We start from the raw sequence: 18,044 nt of genomic DNA, 5'->3' as shown, positions 1-18,044 counted from the left end.
ATATTATGTAAGATAATTAGAAGAAGATTTTCCAAATAGTAACTGTTAAATAGAACGAAAAAGGTTACAATCAGATGAAACATTCTGTCAGCATTACCGCAACATTGTTACTTATTTTTGTGCTTGCGCAGTTTTATGGATTGTTTGTTGTTTCAGAGTATATCGACATTGAGGAGAGCGCAAAGACGGGCAAGACTGTCCCCCGAGATGAAATGTACGCAAATGGGAAGATAACTCCTGTTTTAGTGGAGAACGAGTCCTTTAGCTGGATCTATCTCGTGCTTCCTGTATTTTTAGGAACACTTGCTATTTTACTTTTGATTAAATTTAAACAAGGGAATCTTTGGAAATTCTGGTTTTTTTTCAGCGTCGTGCTTACTCTTACTTTAGCACTCATTCCTCTTTTCGCAAAAGTATTCAAGAATGTTCCTTTTATTTCAGGACATCTCTATAGTATGACGCTTTTGATTGCGGCGCTCCTTGCATACTTTAAAGTGTTTAGAAATCAGATTTTTATTCATAACCTCACAGAAATTTTTATTTACGGTGGCCTTGCAGCATTGCTCGTTCCTCTCTTTAATGTTCTTGCAATCACTGTTGCGCTTCTCCTTTTTGCATTGTATGACATGTACGCTGTCTGGAAAAGCAAACACATGATCGCAATGGCGAAATTCCAGACAGAACAAAAAGTATTTGCTGGCTTGTATATTCCTTATCATGTTGATACAAAACAAGGAGCTACACCTGTTGCTTCAGAGAAGCAAAAAAGTATGAAGACGCTGAAAAAGATTCCTTCTGAAACAAAAACAATGAGCACCGCGATTCTTGGAGGAGGCGATGTCGCATTCCCTCTTCTTTTCTCTGGCGTTCTTTTGAAAACAACTGGAGGATTTGTCGCTCCAGTTATTACTACTCTCACGACAACATGCGCGCTCGCGCTTCTTTTTTATTACGGAGAAAAAGGAAAGTTTTATCCCGCAATCCCTTTCATTGCAGGCGGATGTTTTGTCGGATATGGAATTGCCTTACTATTATAATCCCATTTACTCGTCAGTGAGAATTTGCTCCAACTGATATGTACACACCGGACAATATTCCCAACTGTTATTTGTTCCATTCATTAAACAACTTTCCGCTGGGCGATAGAGCGCGCTATTATTCATACATCCAACAATACATTCATACTCCAGTCCTGCCCACTTTTCATCACAGGTATCGCCTGGCTTATCAGAAGCGCAGTTCAATGACGTTTCGACATCTGGCGAGTACGGACTCTCTTCATCATACGTTTCATCACCCAGATCGGAAAACGCATGGGTAAATTCATGAATAGCTATTGTATTCCTGTCCATAACATCTTCCCTGCTGAACAATGCAACATTGTCATACGCTTTTCCATAGGAAAACGCGTGCTCCATCATCACCATTATTGTCCCTTCTTCCGCGTATACCTCATTTACTTGCTCATTTATGGCAGCAACATCACACGCACCAGGAAGTGGACAAGACGTATTCTCTATTTCCAAGCGATAGAAACCCAGTTGATCAAAATGTTCGTGCCAGAAATAATGATCTTTAAACAACTCCACCAACGCACAACTGTTTTCTCTGAATGTTTCCATATCATAATACGACGCTGGAACAATGTAGACTGGAAACTCGCCATCTGTCATCTTTTCCGCAGCACAATCAATATTATTACAGCCCATAGACAGAACGGTAGCACCCAGCATCGCCTTTAGTATTCTCGCCATTCTTCTTTGGCAATTCTCCCCCTTTTTATATTTTTCTCTAATTTCACTACTAATTAGTAATATTTATATAGCGTACCCCCTTCTCTCAACCCATGGACAAGATTAGTTTGGAAGCGATTCTTTATGGATTCTTTCCTGATTCATCCATCAGTGAATTTTCCATAGACTGGATACTCAACAGGGCAGAAGCAACAGAAAATACTGTCAGAGAAATGTACGAACTTTTAACGTCTTATGACATTCAACAGGAGGTCATGCTCCGCCATGCCCATCTCCTCGGTGAAGATCCCACTATTGTCAAATCGCGCTATCAGCATTTATGTGTTCTTGGTTTACTTCCAAACACCATAGCGGCACACCCTCAATTACTGGGCATTCATTCTGAGACAGTGCAAAGAAATTATGACTTTCTCAAGAAACTTGGACTGCGCGACGCTTCGCTTGTATCCCAAGCACAAATTCTCGGAAGAGATCCACAGACTATTATGAAGAGCTACAGGACGCTGAAGCGATTTGGATTATCTGACGCAAAAATAATTACCCATCTTCGACTCCTCCTTCGCAATCCAGAAACACTGCAACGAAATTATACATGCCTCAAGCGGATTGGATTAACGCGAAAAAAAATAGCGTCACAGGCACAACTCCTCGGCGCTGACCCTGCCACTCTCGAAAAAAAACATCAGCGGCTTCATATGCTTGGACTCACTGATAAAAAAATAGCATCACAAGCACAACTTCTCGCACGCGATTCGGAAGAAATAGATAAGAACCATTATCATCTTAAAAAACTTGGACTATCCAACAGCAAAATCGCAGCAAACGCGCAATTGCTTGGAATGCACCCAAAAACTGTTGAAAGAAATTATCGAAACCATATCTGTCTTCTGCGATCGGATTATAATGACAGAAATTCTGGAAGAGATATAGTATTTGTTTATGCACAACTTCTCGGCGTTTCTCCTAACACAATGACCGGCAACATCCAATTTCTCTATACAAGAGGTATTGCTTATGATGATGGCATTCTGCTTGGAACAACACCACAAAAGAAACGGGAAAAAATGGCATGGATGCTGCTGGAGCTGTATGATTATAGAACTATTCCAAAAGAACAAAAAAAGGCAGCCATTGAAGCACTCTACCATCATATACAGCAATATCCTTTCCTTCTTGTCGCATCCATTTCATCTCTTGAGAAAAATAAAGAAAAGCTTCGCGTAGGTGTAGCCGCTTTCGAAAGACGCTATTAAATCAATCTTTTCTGCCGCAATTTCACTGCGTAATTTGTTGGATCAAAAGAAAATCCTTCTTTCGCCGCAATTACCTGGACTCCTGTTTGCTTGTAAAGAGCACGGGTGAGTTCCAAAATATCTTCTTTCAGTATGGAAATTCCAAAACCTGTAAGCACCGCGAGCTGCGGCTTTATTTCTTCAAGGAGTTTTTTCACTTCTTCCAAACAAAGACCGTCTTCTTTTTTTTCTTCTGTTAATAAGGAAAGTTCAAAAATCATTATTTCTACATCGTTGAACGCATCTTTTAATTTTGCAGTGTATTTTGTTTTTCCTGTATACCCCAACGAAAAATCTTTTGTGATTATCTTCAGACCAATTGCAGTTGGATCGCTATTTTTTATTTTTACTGTCTGAATTTGAATTCCGTTGCATTCTACTCTTGTTTCTTCCTGCAAAAGAATTGTTTTTTCCACTGCGTCCTGATATTTTTTTTGAACTCTTGGAGGATTTTTTGGATCAACTTCTTCCAACGCGCTCTTTGGGCCAAGCAACAATCCTTTCGCGTCAAATGTTCCCAAGGTCATTGCTTCGATTAACGCAGCCACATCATGCGTGTGGATGAATGTGTTATCTGTCACTATGACTGCTGTTGTTTTTTGGACTTGTATTTTCGCAAGGCTCGCCGCAAGAAACGCTCCTGGGCCTGGATTGATATGGAGCTGCGCGTTCTCTGTTTGCACAATAAAACCACCCGCGATTCTGTCCTGCTTACTGAGGACGAACGCGTCTCCTGCTGTACCTAAGAAAATAATTTGGGCTTGCATGTGTTCTAGGAGGTTTTTAGAAATTATAAAGGTGATTGTGCACAACATTTAAAATACAAGACATCCTTGCTTCTCCTTGGTAGGCTCTACTGGGAGAGTAGCCGACTCCTGTCACCATAAACTGGCTTATGATGGGGTGAAACTGGAGAGCGGATTATACATATTTTGTTGTGCTTGGTCTGTACAATGATGTTCTGTCCTTGAGGATCGGATGCTTCATGAACCGTGTCAGGTCAGGAATGAAGCAGCACTCAGTGACGCACCTGATGCTTCAGGGGGTTCGGAACAGAGAAGGATCAGGAGCACACAACAGAACGTGTATGATACAATCTTCAGGCGCCTACCACTTTTTTTATTCTCTCCAACGACAATATTTTACTGTCGGAACATCAAACGGTGGTTCACTGCTAAAATGATGGATTTGCGGAAACAGAAAATCTCTCTGCTGATATACTGCTGGAAGCATATAATTAAAATCCATAAATCGCACTCTCTCTAACATATGCTGCGTGATAGGATTTATGTTTTCTGGCTTTATGTCTTCCAGATTTCTTTTTCTTCTCACTTCGTCTTGCTTCAAGATAAAATCTGGCGCTCCATCAAAACATCCAATTGATGTGTGACATATGAAATCAAATTCATCATCAAAAATAAATCCCAGATATATAATGGAAAGATCACAGCGAAGAAGCTCTTCTGGCTTTACTGTTCCTGAATATTTTTCTTCACAAAATTCTCTTACTGCTGTTTCTTCTGGTGTTTCATATCTTGCGCTGTCTGGCAAGTAGACTCTTTTGCCCCCTGTCGCACAATAAAATCCTTTGTAGGGATCTTTTACCCGCTCTGTAAGAAATATATTTTCATCTTGTACAGGAATAAGAAAACTTGCAACACGGTTTGCTTGCTCTGCTTGCGCTATTCGCTCCTCAATATTCATCTCTCAAGGTATTTTTTCCAATTTAAATTGCTTCTTGTTTTATTTTTAAAAATAATAAAGAGATGAATTGTGCTGTAGGACTTGCTGAGCGACTCATACATTAAGATAGTGCGTGTTTTTCTGTGATAAGAAAGAGACTATCTCACTAAACTCCAAAAATCCTTCCACTTGTATTCCATCTCTAACGCTTTTGCAACACTTTGATTGGTCAACTGCCCTTTGTAGGTGTTTATTCCTTTCGCAAAATTCTTATCTGCTTTTGCTACTTTGAGAACTCCATTTTTTGCCAATGAAAGAACATACGGAAGCGTTTCTGCTGTCAATCCTATTGTTGAAGTCATCGGATAGGCACCGGGCATATTTGTGACACAATAATGAATCACATCATATTTCATGAAGATTGGCTCTTTATGCGACGTCGGTCTGCTCGTCGCGACACACCCTCCCTGATCAATCGCAACATCCACAATCACTGCTCCTTTTTTCATCAGCTTGACCATTTTTTCTGGAACAACTATTGGCGCTTTTGCGCCGACCGCAAGCACTGCACCGACAAGGACATCTGCTTCTTTTACCCATTTTTCTATTGCCGCTTCTGTTGTAAGCTCACACACCAGATTTTTTGTATTGACCTTATTCTTCTTTGCCCACTTCTGCAACTCAATGAGCTTTGATTTTGAGCGATTGAGCACCACTACTTTTGCCCCTCGCGCTAGCGCAACATGCGCCGCATTCTGGCCTACTGTTCCTGCACCCACAATAACGATTGTTCCTGGAGGAACATTGTAAATTCCATCAAGCAAGATTCCACGTCCTCCTTTGAATTTTGCCAGATACTCAGTTCCTATTTGGACTGCCATTTTTCCTGCAATTGCACTCATTGGCTTGAGAAGTGGAAGTTCTCCCTTTTTGTTTTCCACTGTTTCATACGCGATCGCAGTCATTTTTCTTCGCAATAGCTCTCTTGTAAGATCTTGGTCACCACCAGCAAGATGAAGATAGGTAAAGAGAATTTGATTTTCTTTGAGCAGATGATACTCCATGAGCAACGGCTCTTTTACTTTTACTATGAGTTCTGCACGCCAGACATCATCTGTTGAAACAATCTGTGCGCCTGCTTTTTTGTATTCATAATCATCGAAACCGCTGCCAAGGCCTGCACCTGCTTCAACCCACACTTTATTCTTCTGAGAAACGAGCTTTTTCACTCCTTCAGGCGTACAACCCACTCTGTTTTCACTGTTTTTTATTTCCTTCGGAACACCGATAAACATTATCCTTTTTTAGAAGTGCCTTTCTATATATAGTTTTAGGAGTATTGCGAGGTGGGGACGAAGATTATTCTGGAAAATATTTTACTTTCAAGGTATCTAAGAACATCACTGTTTGATACTCGCCAATGAGTGAAGGAAACGAAAAACGAAGCTCTTCCATTAATGAAAATAGTTGCTGATTAGACTCAACCATGAGTTCAACGTCAAGGTCTGCTGGAAGTCCAATTCCTTCCACAAGATAGACACAGCGCTTACTTCCTTTCAAATATGCTTTTACTTTTTGCAATCCTTCTTTTGAAATGTTATTCAATGTGATAAACAGTTTATAGTACGTGAATCCCAATCTACTATGATCAATAATAGGCCTATATCCCTCTATTATTTTTACCTTTTCCATTCTTCTTATTCTATACGCAATAACTTTTGCTGAAATATGACATATTTTTCCAAGCTTTATCAAGGACATTCTCGCATCGCTAGAGAGATGGGAGAGTATTTTTTTATCGAGAGCATCTACATTTACCCTCTCCTGTGTTTCCCTTATATGAATCTCTTTTGTTTGCATCTTTTCAAGCAAATAACGATGCTGAAGATGAATAACGTCTGTTGCAACCGTCTCTATCTTTCTCTTGATATGTGAACCATACTTACCAATAATTTCTTCATTAAATGATTTGAAGTCTGTTATAGATCTTGCCCATATAACAATAAGAACATCCCACTGCCCATGCATCTCTAACAACCAAAATACTTTCTTGTGATTTTTGAGATACAATAGAAATTCTTCTCTCTTCTCTTTTGTCAAATTCTGAAGCGTGACAAGAAGACGACAATAAAGATAGCCCATTTTTGGAACATTGATTACAGGATAAAATCCTTTGATAATGCCTCTGCTTACGAGTTTAGTTACCTTGTATTCTGCTCCCTGCTTGCTTAAACCAACTTTTCTTCCTAATTGCGCATATGACATTCTTGCGTTAAAATCTAACTCAAAAAGTATCTTCTTGTCTTTTACATCCAATATTTTGTCTGCTTTTCTCTTTAAATCCTTTTTTTTACCCATTTACTAGCCAAAAGGATGTTTTACTTTTTAAATATTTCCTTTTGTTCACAAAATGTGGAGAATGTTTCTTATACACCAGTAGCATCCATGAGTAGTAATGAATATGTACACCATGTGGATAAGGTTTGTCAATTTTGAAGAAAGACGCAAGAAAGAGATTCCTTTCTTACTTGAACAGCTGAAGGACTATGAAAATCCACATATTTTTGACGCAGCACTTGGCTCTGGAGCAACGAGCCTTGGTCTTCGCTTCGCAGGCATTGAACATCTTGTTTCCAACGAAATAGATCCCCATTATAGGCAACTGGCTGAGCAAGAAGCTCTCCGTTACGGAGTTCCACTTAGCACAACAGCACATTCTTGGGAAGAAATTGGTTCTCTCTACCCTTCTTCTTTTGACGCTATTACTTGTTTAGGGAATTCACTCACGTTGTTGTTTGATCGAGAAGAACAGCTTTCCGCACTTCGAAGTTTTAGAGAAGCACTTACGCCAGAAGGGAAACTGATTATTGATGAAAGAAACTATCCAGCACTTTTTCTTTCTGATCATTCTGGAAGAAATTATCGTTGGTCTGGCACTGTTGTGTACTGCGGAAGAGAAGAGATTGACGCGTACCCTGTTTCCATCACTTATGAAGAAATAGTTATGGAGTATAAAGATAGGAGGACTCATGAAAGTGTGAGACTTACTCTTTATCCTTTCAAAACAGGAGAACTCAAAGCATTACTTCATGAAGTAGGGTTTAGCACTATTTCAACATATGATGATTACCAAGAACATTCTTCTCATACTCCTGAATTTTTCACCCACGTTTGCACAATTTCCTAACTTTCCTCTTCTCTTCTTCTGGAAGCTTTTCCACTAATTCATGAATTGTTTTTTTTTGTACAGGATCCACAAATTCTGGTGCAATATCCTGCAATGGCATAAGAACAAACGCACGTTCTGCCGCCCGAGGATGCGGGATTACCAGTGTTTCTGTTTCTACAATTCTGTTTTTGTGATACAAGATATCACAGTCAATACTTCTTGGCCCATTTCTGATTGTGGGAACTCTGCCCAATTTTTTTTCAATATCTTTTAGCGCAACAAGAAGCGCTTCTGGATTTAATGCAGTGCGTATTTCTAGCACTTGATTATAAAATACTGAAGTTTTCCACTGGTGTGGGCGAAGCGACACCAGTGGTACGAAAATTACGCTGGTGGAAAACTTTAGTAGTCCCAGCGACCGACCCGAGCGAAGTGAGCATGCCATCGGTCTATTGACCGATGGTGGTCGGTCGCTGTTGACTAACGGCTGGTTCGCAAACCCGATAGGTTCTGTTTCATATATTGGTGAGCAGACAAGAACTTCTGCAACTTTTTCTATTTCCTCAATAGCATGTTTTAGATTTTCTTCCTTATTCCCAAGATTTGTTCCCAAACCAATAAATATATTACTTTCTTTTTCTGACAACAGTAACACCCACATTTTCCGCGTCTTTCAGCGCTTCTGGCTTCCAACAGGTGCATTTGACTGCTTTGATTTTTTCAAATTCAGAAAGAAGTAGATTGACAAGATCAGCACTTACTTTTTCCACTAAAACATATTCCTTGTTTTCTAGAAATACGTTTACTTTTTTTTGTACAGCACTATAGTTTACTGTTTCTTCAATGTCTTCTGTTGCCACTGCTTTTGTGATGTCAAGGTACAACTGAAGATCGATGAGCACAGGTTGTGGTTGTTTGCGTTCCTCTTCTGTAACGCCTATTTTTATTTGATACTTCAGTCCTTTGAGTGTTATCTTTCCAATCATTATTTTTTTTCTCCATTCTGAATGAGATTTGTGAGCTCTAATGCACGCCTGCACGCTTTGACATCATGCACACGAAAGATGTGCGCACCGTTCATTCTCGCGACAACATTGCTCGCGATTGTTCCTTCTACGCGATCCTCTGGCGTACCGCCAATTGTTTTGTTGATAAACGATTTTCTTGATGTTCCTATGAGCAGCGGTTTTCCAAGCATCTTGAATTCTTTCAGTCGATTCAGGATTTGGAGATTGTGCTCCACTGTTTTTCCGAACCCTATTCCCGGATCACAGATTATTTGTGTTATTCCTTCTTGTTCGCATACGGCAATTTGTTGCTCAAAAAAAGAGATAATGTCATCCACCACATCGTTGTACTGTGGATTTTCCTGCATTGTTTTTGGTGTGCCTTGCATGTGCATCATAATGACTGGAACATTTTTTTCTGCGACTACTTTTCGCATTGCAGGATTTTGCATGCCCGTAATGTCATTGATGATGTGCGCACCATTCTCTAAACATATTTTCGCTACTTCTGGTTTGTAGGTATCAATAGAGATCGGGATCTTTATGGAGTTGTCATTTTTTAATGCCTGAAGCACAGGAAGCAATCTTTTCAGCTCTTCTTCTCCTGAAACAGGGTCGCTTCCTGGCCTGGAACTTTCCGCGCCTAAATCAAGGATGTCTGCACCCTCTGCAATAAGCTGTTTTGCCTGTTCTATCGCTATCTCTGGCTTAAGAAATTTTCCGCCATCTGAAAAAGAGTCTGGCGTGATGTTTATAATCCCCATGATTATTGGCTTTGTGAAGTCAAGCAAAGAATTTTCTATTTTCCACATGCCAGGTTCTGCGTAGAGCTTTTTTTCAAGCAGATTTTTGAGCTGCTCTGCAAGCTCTTTGCAACCAAACGGTTGTTGGTAGAGCTTCATGACTAGCTTTTGACATTGCTTCTCTGTTCCTAACATGAGGACATCTGTTTTCTCTGGCTTGAGCGTCATGACGTCTCTACTCACCACTACTTCTCCCCCAATCGCCATCATTTCCTGCTTGAGAATTATTGCTGCTCTGAGTTGCAGGGCTTCCACTTTTAAGGTAAGAAATATTCCCTTCTTGTTCATGATTTTAATTCCCGCGGGATCGCAGCCAATACTTTCATATTCTTTTTCCAACACTGCGAGAGAATTATAATATCGTAAACGAAGCTTCATCAATTACACCATGATGAAGGAGTCTTTCTTGTTTTATAAACGTTTCATTAGAATATTTCAGTTTTCCACCAGTCTTGAGCGAAGCGATGATTAGTCGTTTGGATACTGCACAGCAGAAAACTGTAATAGTCCCAGCGACCGCCCGGAGCCTGAAGGGCGAGAATGCTATCGGTCTAGTGACTGATGGTGAGCGGTCGCTGTGACAATGCTTTGGTGAAAATCGAAGATTAAAATGTTCTTCTTGCATCCTGAATTGCAAGGACTTGCTTGACATACTGCTCAATGCCACCCTCATCAGAAAGCAACGGCATCATGCCTACACCATCTATACCCGCAACAAGCAACTCCTGTGTCTGCTCCAACGTAAACGCGCCAAGCGCAACAATAGGGACAGTCAAGAGATCCCGCATTTTTTTCATAGAACCTACTGCTCCTTTTACCGTGAGCTGCGGTGCCACTCTTGTATCAACACCGATATAATCCGCACCTTTTTCTTCTGCATACACCGCTTCTCTTAGTGAAGTGAAATTAACGCCAATAAGCTTCTCAGGACCAATTATTTTGCGAACATGATCAATGTTAAATTCCTGTGTTAAGTGAACGCCATCCGCGCTGACTAATGTCGCGATGTCTGGATAGTCTTCAATAATAAAAAGCACATTATTTTTTTTGCATAACGCGGAAAGAATATACGCATTTTCCAACACTTCTCTCTTGCGAAGTTTTTTTTCACTGTAATGAATTACCCGTATTCCCGCACCAATCGCATTGTTCGCATCTGTAATAATCCCGTTCTTAGAATGCATCTCATTGAGAATAAAATACGCGCCAATGTTTTTCATGGAAAAACGAAGATCGCTCATGCTTTTAAGGTTTTTGATTTCAGCTCCTTAAAGAATATATAGAATTTTTGCTATTTGAATAGAAGAATCGGACTTTTCGCAAGACTTATTTCCACAACAGCATTTCTTTGGAAGAGATGCTCCTTTCCCACCGCATCTGGCACAATGATCATCCCATCTGTTTTTGCCGTTATCTTGATCATCTCTTTTTCTTTGAGAATTCCTTTTGTTATTTTTGTTTTCAGCAATGTTCCCACATACGGCTCCCGCACGACAAATTGGAATACTTTTTTTTCTGGCTTCAAAACGTTTCCACCAGCTCCTCTACACCACGCAGTTGAACCTGCCGCAGTGCAGATCAAAACACCGCTACTCTTTTGTTCTTCACTTTTTTTCCCTGTTTGGATGAGATAACGGGAAACGTCGTATGGCTTCTGCTGGCCTATATAGTATTCGTTCAAACATGGCTCTATTTCTATTCCATTTATTTTTGCGATTAAACGCCAGAATTTTTTTGATTTTATTTTTCCTTTCAAAATGCTTTCCACTTTTGCTGCGCATGTTTTTTTTGTTGCGCCTGAAAAAAATCCTTCTGTATTTTGTGGATCCGCGTTAATGCAAAGAAACGGAATGTTGCCTGTTGTGAACTGCGCTGTTTTTAGAAACGTCCCATCCCCTCCCACAATAATGATAAGGTCTCTTCCTTTCACTATTTCGTGATTCACTTCCAGGCGAGAGATGGAGCGATGAAGAATTTTCTTTTTTCTCAGGAGTTCCATCACTGCATCAACAGTCTGCTTCTCTATTGCACTATATCCCATCTTATGAACAACAAGAACGTTCCTGAGTTTCATGGGATTTCTGAAGCAGTTCTATTATATATAGGTTACAGTCACTTTTCACCCATTTTTGGTCTGCCAAGATCAACATTTAAAAAGGGGCTTTGCTTCTTCTCTGTTATGGCTGAATTTTCCTACGATGTTAAAATACCAAAAGAACGTATTGCTGTTCTTATTGGCAAAAAAGGGGAAACCAAAAGTAAAGTAGAAACTGAAATGCATGTTGATTTAAGCATTGATTCACAAGAAGGGGATGTTACTATCCAAGGAAGCGACGCACTTCAACTGTATGTGAGCAGAGACATTATTCGCGCAATCGGTCGTGGCTTTAATCCGGAAATCGCACTCCTTCTCCTTAAATCAGATTACGTGTTTGAGCTCATTGACATTACACGATATGTCAAAGAAAACCATCTTCTCCGTATTAAGGGACGCATTATAGGGAAAGAGGGAAAAGCACGGGTCGTGATTGAAGAGCTTACCCAGACAAACATTTGTGTTTATGGGAAAAGCATCGGCATTATCGGTGAAACAGAAAACGTCAGCATTTGCAAACGCGCAATGGAATCATTGCTTCAAGGAGCGCCGCATGCTGTTGTCTACAAATGGCTTGAAAAACGCAGAAAAGAAATGCGGACGAGAATTTGATTTTCTTTATTTGAAAGATATTGTATAAACATTTCTACATATTCTTTCACTTCTTAAAAAGACCCCATCTCACTTGGGTGAGATGGGTCCCCCTGACATTTAGAGTTTACTGGTGCGTGTTTGTTGCTTGGCGTTGTTTTTTTTATGATGAACAACATTAGGGATATAGAATAAGATAAATCGCACAAACAACTATAAAAAAAGAAAGAAAATTAATTTTTTTTGGATGTGGATAATCCTGTGGTGGAACCGGAACCGCCACGGACTTTTAATCCTGCTTTAAAGCCACCGCTTCCTTTTCGAGTTGCCATTGTTTTTGCATGTGATCCTTCAGTATTTGAACCTTTAGATTTGTTTGTTACTCCCATTTCATACACCTCGTTTTTTATTCTCTCGCACGATCTGTTGCTTTTTTTAATCTTGATCGTAAAAATGAAACTCCTTTTCCTGTATTCCTCGCTTCATTGCGCTCTCGCTGCGTCGCAGCGCGATCTGCACTTATCTCTGCGGGAGCATATTTTTCTCGTCGTGAAGCAGCCATTTTGTTAAAGATAGTAAAAAGAGATTATGCTCTTTTAATGTGTCCTGTCCCAAGTCTTCCTTGTGTTTTCGGGTTTGCTGCTACGCCCGCGTCTCGCTTCGCTTCTTTTGCATCACGGATTGCTTTGATTTTTGCTTCGTTTTTATCTTTTCGCATCGAGTCTTTTCGATCTGATCCAATGTTTACCATGTGTATAACCTCCTTGACTGCTATGATTATGTAGGCATGAGGAAGTGTTTACTCACTTCTTCTTTTTAAGCCTGTGTTTGGTCGCGTGTTTGTTGAAGTTCCTGGACCTGATGGACGTTGCCCTGCTTCTTGTCTTTTATTCCGTGCGTCTAAAATTATTTTATTATTTTTATCTCCTTGGTCTCTTTTACTTGCTCCTGTCATGTTTTCACCTTTTTTATTTTCGGCGCACTATGCCTGTCTTTCGACCATCAACTGTCATTCCCTGCTGCATTTTTCCACGACCTTGTCCTCTTGCTGCCTGATTTGCATCGACCAGTGCAGATCGTGCTTTCGCAGTCCCATACACTCTTTCATTATTTACCGCATCTGCTGCTGTTCTGTTTTTTAATGCCATGTATTTCCACCTCTTTATTTCATGATGAGATCATGATTGTGCTTTTTAGTTACTCATATGAATTTGAGCCATAATCACTGCGTTTTTTTAATCCTGATTTATGATACGTACTTCCGCTTGTTGAACCTTTGCCAAATCCACCAAACGAAGATCTCTTATTTTCATTTTCTTCTTTTTTTTGCTGACGCTTGAGCCGCGACGCTCGCAAACTCTCTTCTGTTGCTTTAGACATGATGCTTTTTTTAGTGTATAAGCTATATAAATGTTTTGTTTTCTTGATTTATTTTCCCTCGGGCGCTGTTACTTTCGTTACCGACCAAGCACAAACACACCGCAAGTTTTTTAAGCACTAAGAACGCAAAAAAAAACATGTTTCCGTTTTTCCGAAAATTACAAACTAACTTTATCTGTCGCTGGCAAGAGTTCTGCACGTTTAAAGTGAACATTCTCATTAATGTGATGAACACCTGCTTAGAAGTGCTTATGTGGTTCTTTCTCGCGAAAATTATTGACCCCTCCACACTTGGCTATGAAGGAATCGGATACATGCCTTTCATCCTTATCGGAAGTGTCGCAATTTATTTCGTCGATGGAGTCGGCGCAAGTTTTACTGATAAATTCCACGAAGACAGCCAGAGCGGTCTTTTCAAACTCGTCTATTTATCGAACATGCACATAGGGGAATATTTTCTTATTAATTTTCTTACCATGCTTCTCTTCGACATATTTACTATCTTTATTCCAATGATTATTGTGTACAGCCTGCTTGTGCAGTTTAGCGCAACAGAAAGCCTGCTGTATTTTGGACTTGAAAACTGGATCACCTTGCTTCTCGCGTTAGGAATTTTTATTGTTGGTAATTTAGGATTTCAACTCATGACAGTCGGCGCAACACTGTTTTTGAAACAAGGAAATCCTGTCAGCTTTTTTATGGAACAGCTTAACAGATTTTTCTCTGGTCAATACTTTCCAACCACATTTCTTCCAAGATTTCTTGTCTTTCTCCCAAAAATATTGCCTAGCGCATACATCATTTTAATCTGGAGAGAAACTCTTTTTCTCAATCATGTTTATTATCAAAAAGAAATCCTTGTTCTCATTTTGAGCGGTCTTATTGTCAACCTCTTGATTTTCCTTGCAGGATTCTATCTCTTTTACTACGGTATTCGCAGAGCGAAGATTGAAGGACGGTGGTTTTAATGGCAAAGCAAGGGAAACGTCCTATTATCACTGTGCGCGATCTTAAAAAAGATTATTACCAATACAAAGTATTTTTTCGAGGGAAGCTGCTTACAAAAGCACTCTCTGGCATCAGCTTTGATGTCCATACAGGAGATTTTGTCGGCCTTATCGGCGTTAATGGCGCGGGAAAAAGCACCCTTATGCGCATCCTCACCACAAACATGGGAAAAACCTCAGGAAAAGTGCAAATTTATGGCAACGACATTGAACGAGATCAGGAGAAAATTAAAGAGGAAATTTCCTGGATGTTCAGTCAAGATTATTCTGGTATTGGCTGGGCGTCTCTTGAAAAGAACATGGCGCTTGCCGCTTCATTTATCGGCATTCCAGACGCTGAAGCAAAACCGCGCATTGACTATCTTTTAAAAAAGTTCAAACTTGAAGACAAACGCACCAACGATGTCTGGCGTCTGAGCACAGGCATGCTCGCAAAATACTCTCTTGCTGTCGCGCTGCTCAAAAATCCAAAAATCCTTTTCCTTGACGAGCCGCTTCTTGGTCTTGACACCTACGCGAAAGATGAAATTCGCTCCATCCTGAAAGAACTCAACGACAAAGGAACGACGATTATTTACACTGATCACCAACTTCAAGAAGTGGAAAAAATCTGCAAGCGGCTTCTTATTATTAATGAAGGAAAACTTCTTTTTGACGGCTCTGTCAAAAAACTCAAGCAAGTGTATAGAGACACCAATGTCCTCGATATTGTTTGCACTGGAAAAAATATCAACAAAGTTCTTTACAATCTGCAGAAACAGCATCTCTTCCTTGATTATACTGTTCTTGAGAGTGAAGGGCAGACCCACAGCATCCGTTTATACACTTCTATTGACTCCAAACAACTTCTTGTCCGCGTTGCGCAAGCACTGCGACAATACAAAATATCTGTTGATCAAATGAACGCAGGACTTCTTGGCTTAGAAGATGTTTATAGAAAATTTTTGAAAGTGGACAGCAATGATCACAAAGCGCAAAAACTTGAATCGTTTAGTAAAGATGGAGAAGATCCGCTTCAAGAGTTTGAAAAATTGCTAGAACATACTAATCCTAAAATTCGTTCTCGCGCATGTCAACTTTTTTGGAAGAAAAATAGAATCACTGTCCAACCCATTCTTTTAGACATGCTTTCTGGCTCAAAGGAAATGCAACAAGAAGCACTTCATGTTATTGGACAAATTAAAGACAAAAGCTTTACGAAACGCGTTCTTGAGATCCTTGATCAACAAGAACTTCTTACAAAAAATTACGCAATTATCGCACTTGCAAAGCTCGGCAATGAAACTGTTCTTGATGATGTTCTTCAACTGCTTCTTCATCATGAAACTATCGGCTTTGTACTCCAGCATCTCCCTGAATTTGACAAAGATTTTCTTGCGCAGCTTCAAGAAAAATTACAGAAAATTTCTGGATACGATAAACATTTTATCAGACATCATTGTCTCGCGCTCAAAAATTCAAAAAAATTGCTTGAATTGCTGCATCTTCTTCATCGCGATTATAAACATTGGAGAAGCGAAAAATTTAGAAAAATATTGAACTAAAATCAAGAACATAAATAATTAATGAGAAAATGTTCTTGATGGAATAGTTGAGAACATGTTATAATGTTAATTATTTGTGTTCTCAACTATGATTAAAATTCTGTCAACTTTTTTTGCATCTTTATGTTTTGTAAAAGGATGCTTTTTTGTAGGATTGGGGTAACATCTAAACCAAATTTCTTCTTGACAAAAATTTGCGTGTAATTGAGGAGTAATTCTTTTGACGAGAAAACGATTGGTTGTGCTTGTATCGCGCGTCTTGTTGCTTCAAGCGTGACCCAAACACCCAGCGGCGCAACATATTCTTTTGGATTGATAAATCGCAACGCAAGAACAGAAGCCTGGCGTCTTCTTTTTTGCAATTGTTCGAGACAGGCAAGACGTACTGTGTAGAAACCTCCTGCTGTTTCATGCGCATATTCTTTTCTTCCTTCATATGGTTCGTAATTCGTGGAGAAGTGCATATTTTCACTGATGATTGTTTCAAACAATTCATATTGCCAAACTTCTGGAAAGGTGAGGAGCAAATAATAATTTCCCAAGTAGCTTCCAAAATACGCAGCATATTGATCTTGCTCATGGTATTTTACTTCTTTAACTATATTGTTGCCTATTGTGGAATGCACTGCGGTAATTCCCCACCTCGTTGGAACGAGCTTTCTCTGCTTTTTTATACCGAGATTTCCTACTGTCAAGAGTTTTGTTAGTGCATGTTCATCATATCCTTTTTTCGTGAGATAAGTCAGCGCATCTGCTGCTTTCAAATCATTGTCTGATACTGCTTTGTCAATATGCACAGGGATCTTTGGATTTTCCGTGAGCTGCGCACGCTTTAGTTTTGTATTTGGGCCATGCGGCGCAGCTTCCTGATTCATGTTCAGTGAGAAAAACGGTTTTTTTTCCAGATTGATTTCCATCTCCACTGGTTTTGCCGCCTGGCTTATTTCTTGCGCCATCCCTAATAATTTTTCATTAAATGAATGAATTGTTGTTTTGAATGAAGAATTGATGAGCTGTGTTCTCAACTTTATGATTTCGGGGATTTGCTTGTTGGTTTTTCCCCAAGCGATTTGTTCATCATGCTCTGTATACTGTTCTGTATTAAGAAAGCCAACATTGATGTTTGGATAGCCAAACCTGCCCACGAAGATGTTGGGGGATTGACCTGCATACTCCTGTTTTGCTGTTTGATTGAAATTTTTTTGATACGCGACTTTTAATTGAATGGGGTCGAATGTTCTTCCTTTTGTTTTTATCCACGATGTGTCCATTGCTTTTAGAAGAAAAAAGGAGAATAAAAAGTGGATGGTTTCAGTTCTTTATTCTTCTTTACTTTCTTGCGCGATATTCTTTTATTTTATCTTCCAGTGCAATAAACTCTCCATCATCCCAATAGCCATACCCTCTAAAATTATTGTGACCACTTACTGCTCCATTAAATGAGGCTCTGTCAGTTCTGTACAGCTTCTCCAATATTTTATCATACGCGTACATCATTGCGTTTGTCCATTGATTCATACTCGTTAATTTTCCCTGCACATCCCTTGCCCATGAATCGTTTTGAAGAATATGCTCAATGCTAAGAGCCTATCCCGAAAGGAATAAATAGTAGCTTTCTCATTGAATAGATATTAGGGAATGGGTCACGTGAGAATGAGAAGAGGTGACCCGATGGGATTAGTTGTTAGAGATGATGGTTGGAGAATTCCGGATGAACTT

24 protein-coding genes and 1 other RNA gene are annotated in these 18,044 nt (G+C 39.7%); 7 read left to right on the top strand and 18 right to left on the bottom strand.

Annotated features, from left to right (window positions below; genetic code table 11):
* The first annotated feature begins 74 nt into the window (after window positions 1-74).
* A complete protein-coding gene (locus HZC31_07630; GenBank protein MBI5003228.1) occupies window positions 75-1,037 on the top strand; it encodes a hypothetical protein in 963 nt (320 codons plus the stop codon).
* Between the two features lie 6 nt (window positions 1,038-1,043).
* On the opposite strand, the gene HZC31_07625 is transcribed toward HZC31_07630, so the two are convergent.
* Entirely contained in the window at window positions 1,044-1,754 is a 711-nt protein-coding gene (locus HZC31_07625; protein MBI5003227.1) for a hypothetical protein, read from the bottom strand.
* A gap of 92 nt (window positions 1,755-1,846) precedes the next feature.
* Here HZC31_07625 and HZC31_07620 point away from each other — a divergent pair, with 92 nt between their 5' ends.
* Complete coding sequence (locus tag HZC31_07620; GenBank protein MBI5003226.1) at window positions 1,847-3,007, top strand: hypothetical protein; 1,161 nt, start codon at window positions 1,847-1,849, stop codon at window positions 3,005-3,007.
* Here the strand turns inward: HZC31_07620 and HZC31_07615 are convergent.
* On the bottom strand, window positions 3,004-3,813 hold the full coding sequence (locus tag HZC31_07615) for a hypothetical protein (GenBank protein ID MBI5003225.1): 810 nt from the start codon (window positions 3,811-3,813) through the stop codon (window positions 3,004-3,006). The two genes, HZC31_07620 and HZC31_07615, sit on opposite strands and share 4 nt — an antisense overlap.
* 77 nt (window positions 3,814-3,890) lie before the next feature.
* On the opposite strand from HZC31_07615, the gene ffs reads away from it, so the two are divergent.
* Window positions 3,891-4,159: signal recognition particle sRNA (gene ffs, locus HZC31_07610), an RNA gene on the top strand.
* A 6-nt stretch (window positions 4,160-4,165) separates the two neighbouring features.
* Here ffs and HZC31_07605 read toward each other — a convergent pair.
* From HZC31_07605 to HZC31_07595, 3 genes are all read right to left on the bottom strand, one after another.
* Window positions 4,166-4,750: an NUDIX domain-containing protein gene (locus tag HZC31_07605; GenBank protein MBI5003224.1), complete on the bottom strand. Its 585-nt coding sequence runs from the start codon at window positions 4,748-4,750 to the stop codon at window positions 4,166-4,168.
* A gap of 137 nt (window positions 4,751-4,887) precedes the next feature.
* The gene (ald, locus tag HZC31_07600; protein ID MBI5003223.1) at window positions 4,888-6,024 is read right to left on the bottom strand and encodes an alanine dehydrogenase; all 1,137 of its coding nucleotides are present in this window, start codon (window positions 6,022-6,024) and stop codon (window positions 4,888-4,890) included.
* A 64-nt stretch (window positions 6,025-6,088) separates the two neighbouring features.
* A complete protein-coding gene (locus HZC31_07595; GenBank protein MBI5003222.1) occupies window positions 6,089-7,087 on the bottom strand; it encodes an AsnC family transcriptional regulator in 999 nt (332 codons plus the stop codon).
* A 103-nt stretch (window positions 7,088-7,190) separates the two neighbouring features.
* On the opposite strand from HZC31_07595, the gene HZC31_07590 reads away from it, so the two are divergent.
* Complete coding sequence (locus HZC31_07590) at window positions 7,191-7,916, top strand: class I SAM-dependent methyltransferase (GenBank protein MBI5003221.1); 726 nt, start codon at window positions 7,191-7,193, stop codon at window positions 7,914-7,916.
* On the opposite strand, the gene folK is transcribed toward HZC31_07590, so the two are convergent.
* The 5 genes from folK to HZC31_07565 all read right to left on the bottom strand — a co-directional run bounded on the left by folK (window position 7,891) and on the right by HZC31_07565 (window position 11,782).
* Window positions 7,891-8,544 carry a 2-amino-4-hydroxy-6-hydroxymethyldihydropteridine diphosphokinase gene (gene folK / locus HZC31_07585; GenBank protein ID MBI5003220.1) on the bottom strand — a complete coding sequence of 218 codons (654 nt, stop codon included), beginning with the start codon at window positions 8,542-8,544 and terminating at the stop codon, window positions 7,891-7,893. The two genes, HZC31_07590 and folK, sit on opposite strands and share 26 nt — an antisense overlap.
* Window positions 8,525-8,884: a dihydroneopterin aldolase gene (gene folB / locus HZC31_07580; protein ID MBI5003219.1), complete on the bottom strand. Its 360-nt coding sequence runs from the start codon at window positions 8,882-8,884 to the stop codon at window positions 8,525-8,527. The genes folK and folB overlap by 20 nt, the downstream gene beginning before the upstream one ends.
* The gene (folP, locus tag HZC31_07575; protein MBI5003218.1) at window positions 8,884-10,086 is read right to left on the bottom strand and encodes a dihydropteroate synthase; all 1,203 of its coding nucleotides are present in this window, start codon (window positions 10,084-10,086) and stop codon (window positions 8,884-8,886) included. The genes folB and folP overlap by 1 nt, the downstream gene beginning before the upstream one ends.
* Window positions 10,087-10,313: 227 nt before the next feature.
* Complete coding sequence (locus HZC31_07570; GenBank protein ID MBI5003217.1) at window positions 10,314-10,928, bottom strand: thiamine phosphate synthase; 615 nt, start codon at window positions 10,926-10,928, stop codon at window positions 10,314-10,316.
* A gap of 71 nt (window positions 10,929-10,999) precedes the next feature.
* Window positions 11,000-11,782 (bottom strand): NAD(+)/NADH kinase, encoded by a 783-nt coding sequence (locus tag HZC31_07565; protein MBI5003216.1) that lies wholly within the window; start codon window positions 11,780-11,782, stop codon window positions 11,000-11,002.
* A 105-nt stretch (window positions 11,783-11,887) separates the two neighbouring features.
* Between HZC31_07565 and HZC31_07560 the strand changes: the two genes are divergently transcribed.
* Complete coding sequence (locus HZC31_07560) at window positions 11,888-12,415, top strand: RNA-processing protein (protein MBI5003215.1); 528 nt, start codon at window positions 11,888-11,890, stop codon at window positions 12,413-12,415.
* A 212-nt stretch (window positions 12,416-12,627) separates the two neighbouring features.
* Here the strand turns inward: HZC31_07560 and HZC31_07555 are convergent, their stop codons facing one another.
* From HZC31_07555 to HZC31_07530, 6 genes are read right to left on the bottom strand one after another with little or no spacing between them, the layout of a single operon-like run.
* On the bottom strand, window positions 12,628-12,783 hold the full coding sequence (locus HZC31_07555; protein ID MBI5003214.1) for a hypothetical protein: 156 nt from the start codon (window positions 12,781-12,783) through the stop codon (window positions 12,628-12,630).
* Window positions 12,784-12,800: 17 nt separating this feature from the next.
* Window positions 12,801-12,956 carry a hypothetical protein gene (locus HZC31_07550; protein MBI5003213.1) on the bottom strand — a complete coding sequence of 52 codons (156 nt, stop codon included), beginning with the start codon at window positions 12,954-12,956 and terminating at the stop codon, window positions 12,801-12,803.
* A gap of 24 nt (window positions 12,957-12,980) precedes the next feature.
* Window positions 12,981-13,145 carry a hypothetical protein gene (locus HZC31_07545; protein ID MBI5003212.1) on the bottom strand — a complete coding sequence of 55 codons (165 nt, stop codon included), beginning with the start codon at window positions 13,143-13,145 and terminating at the stop codon, window positions 12,981-12,983.
* Between the two features lie 48 nt (window positions 13,146-13,193).
* Entirely contained in the window at window positions 13,194-13,349 is a 156-nt protein-coding gene (locus tag HZC31_07540) for a hypothetical protein (GenBank protein ID MBI5003211.1), read from the bottom strand.
* A gap of 13 nt (window positions 13,350-13,362) precedes the next feature.
* On the bottom strand, window positions 13,363-13,542 hold the full coding sequence (locus HZC31_07535; GenBank protein ID MBI5003210.1) for a hypothetical protein: 180 nt from the start codon (window positions 13,540-13,542) through the stop codon (window positions 13,363-13,365).
* A gap of 49 nt (window positions 13,543-13,591) precedes the next feature.
* Window positions 13,592-13,774 (bottom strand): hypothetical protein, encoded by a 183-nt coding sequence (locus HZC31_07530; protein MBI5003209.1) that lies wholly within the window; start codon window positions 13,772-13,774, stop codon window positions 13,592-13,594.
* A 137-nt stretch (window positions 13,775-13,911) separates the two neighbouring features.
* On the opposite strand from HZC31_07530, the gene HZC31_07525 reads away from it, so the two are divergent.
* Window positions 13,912-14,742 (top strand): hypothetical protein, encoded by an 831-nt coding sequence (locus tag HZC31_07525; protein MBI5003208.1) that lies wholly within the window; start codon window positions 13,912-13,914, stop codon window positions 14,740-14,742.
* Window positions 14,742-16,325, top strand: a complete 1,584-nt coding sequence (locus HZC31_07520) for an ATP-binding cassette domain-containing protein (GenBank protein MBI5003207.1) — start codon at window positions 14,742-14,744, stop codon at window positions 16,323-16,325. Before HZC31_07525 ends, HZC31_07520 begins: the two co-directional genes overlap by 1 nt.
* 92 nt (window positions 16,326-16,417) lie before the next feature.
* Here HZC31_07520 and HZC31_07515 read toward each other — a convergent pair whose 3' ends face one another.
* Window positions 16,418-17,596: a hypothetical protein gene (locus tag HZC31_07515; GenBank protein ID MBI5003206.1), complete on the bottom strand. Its 1,179-nt coding sequence runs from the start codon at window positions 17,594-17,596 to the stop codon at window positions 16,418-16,420.
* Between the two features lie 58 nt (window positions 17,597-17,654).
* A complete protein-coding gene (locus HZC31_07510) occupies window positions 17,655-17,843 on the bottom strand; it encodes a hypothetical protein (GenBank protein MBI5003205.1) in 189 nt (62 codons plus the stop codon).
* Window positions 17,844-18,044: the final 201 nt, after the last annotated feature.

The sequence above is a fragment of the Candidatus Woesearchaeota archaeon genome (assembly GCA_016214075.1).
Classification (GTDB): Archaea; Nanobdellota; Nanobdellia; order Woesearchaeales; family DSVV01; genus JACRPI01.
This window is presented reverse-complemented; position numbering and strand designations above follow the sequence as displayed.

Excerpts from the sequence above, each read along its gene's own strand:
- HZC31_07630 (MBI5003228.1), top strand. The coding sequence starts at position 75 with ATGAAACATTCTGTCAGCATTACCGCAACATTGTTACTTATTTTTGTG.
- HZC31_07625 (MBI5003227.1), bottom strand. The coding sequence starts at position 1,754 with ATGGCGAGAATACTAAAGGCGATGCTGGGTGCTACCGTTCTGTCTATG.
- HZC31_07620 (MBI5003226.1), top strand. The coding sequence starts at position 1,847 with ATGGACAAGATTAGTTTGGAAGCGATTCTTTATGGATTCTTTCCTGAT.
- HZC31_07615 (MBI5003225.1), bottom strand. The coding sequence starts at position 3,813 with ATGCAAGCCCAAATTATTTTCTTAGGTACAGCAGGAGACGCGTTCGTC.
- HZC31_07605 (MBI5003224.1), bottom strand. The coding sequence starts at position 4,750 with ATGAATATTGAGGAGCGAATAGCGCAAGCAGAGCAAGCAAACCGTGTT.
- ald (MBI5003223.1), bottom strand. The coding sequence starts at position 6,024 with ATGTTTATCGGTGTTCCGAAGGAAATAAAAAACAGTGAAAACAGAGTG.
- HZC31_07595 (MBI5003222.1), bottom strand. The coding sequence starts at position 7,087 with ATGGGTAAAAAAAAGGATTTAAAGAGAAAAGCAGACAAAATATTGGAT.
- HZC31_07590 (MBI5003221.1), top strand. The coding sequence starts at position 7,191 with ATGTACACCATGTGGATAAGGTTTGTCAATTTTGAAGAAAGACGCAAG.
- folB (MBI5003219.1), bottom strand. The coding sequence starts at position 8,884 with ATGATTGGAAAGATAACACTCAAAGGACTGAAGTATCAAATAAAAATA.
- folP (MBI5003218.1), bottom strand. The coding sequence starts at position 10,086 with ATGAAGCTTCGTTTACGATATTATAATTCTCTCGCAGTGTTGGAAAAA.
- HZC31_07570 (MBI5003217.1), bottom strand. The coding sequence starts at position 10,928 with ATGAAAAACATTGGCGCGTATTTTATTCTCAATGAGATGCATTCTAAG.
- HZC31_07565 (MBI5003216.1), bottom strand. The coding sequence starts at position 11,782 with ATGAAACTCAGGAACGTTCTTGTTGTTCATAAGATGGGATATAGTGCA.
- HZC31_07560 (MBI5003215.1), top strand. The coding sequence starts at position 11,888 with ATGGCTGAATTTTCCTACGATGTTAAAATACCAAAAGAACGTATTGCT.
- HZC31_07555 (MBI5003214.1), bottom strand. The coding sequence starts at position 12,783 with ATGGGAGTAACAAACAAATCTAAAGGTTCAAATACTGAAGGATCACAT.
- HZC31_07550 (MBI5003213.1), bottom strand. The coding sequence starts at position 12,956 with ATGGCTGCTTCACGACGAGAAAAATATGCTCCCGCAGAGATAAGTGCA.
- HZC31_07545 (MBI5003212.1), bottom strand. The coding sequence starts at position 13,145 with ATGGTAAACATTGGATCAGATCGAAAAGACTCGATGCGAAAAGATAAA.
- HZC31_07540 (MBI5003211.1), bottom strand. The coding sequence starts at position 13,349 with ATGACAGGAGCAAGTAAAAGAGACCAAGGAGATAAAAATAATAAAATA.
- HZC31_07535 (MBI5003210.1), bottom strand. The coding sequence starts at position 13,542 with ATGGCATTAAAAAACAGAACAGCAGCAGATGCGGTAAATAATGAAAGA.
- HZC31_07530 (MBI5003209.1), bottom strand. The coding sequence starts at position 13,774 with ATGTCTAAAGCAACAGAAGAGAGTTTGCGAGCGTCGCGGCTCAAGCGT.
- HZC31_07525 (MBI5003208.1), top strand. The coding sequence starts at position 13,912 with ATGTTTCCGTTTTTCCGAAAATTACAAACTAACTTTATCTGTCGCTGG.
- HZC31_07520 (MBI5003207.1), top strand. The coding sequence starts at position 14,742 with ATGGCAAAGCAAGGGAAACGTCCTATTATCACTGTGCGCGATCTTAAA.
- HZC31_07515 (MBI5003206.1), bottom strand. The coding sequence starts at position 17,596 with ATGGACACATCGTGGATAAAAACAAAAGGAAGAACATTCGACCCCATT.
- HZC31_07510 (MBI5003205.1), bottom strand. The coding sequence starts at position 17,843 with ATGAATCAATGGACAAACGCAATGATGTACGCGTATGATAAAATATTG.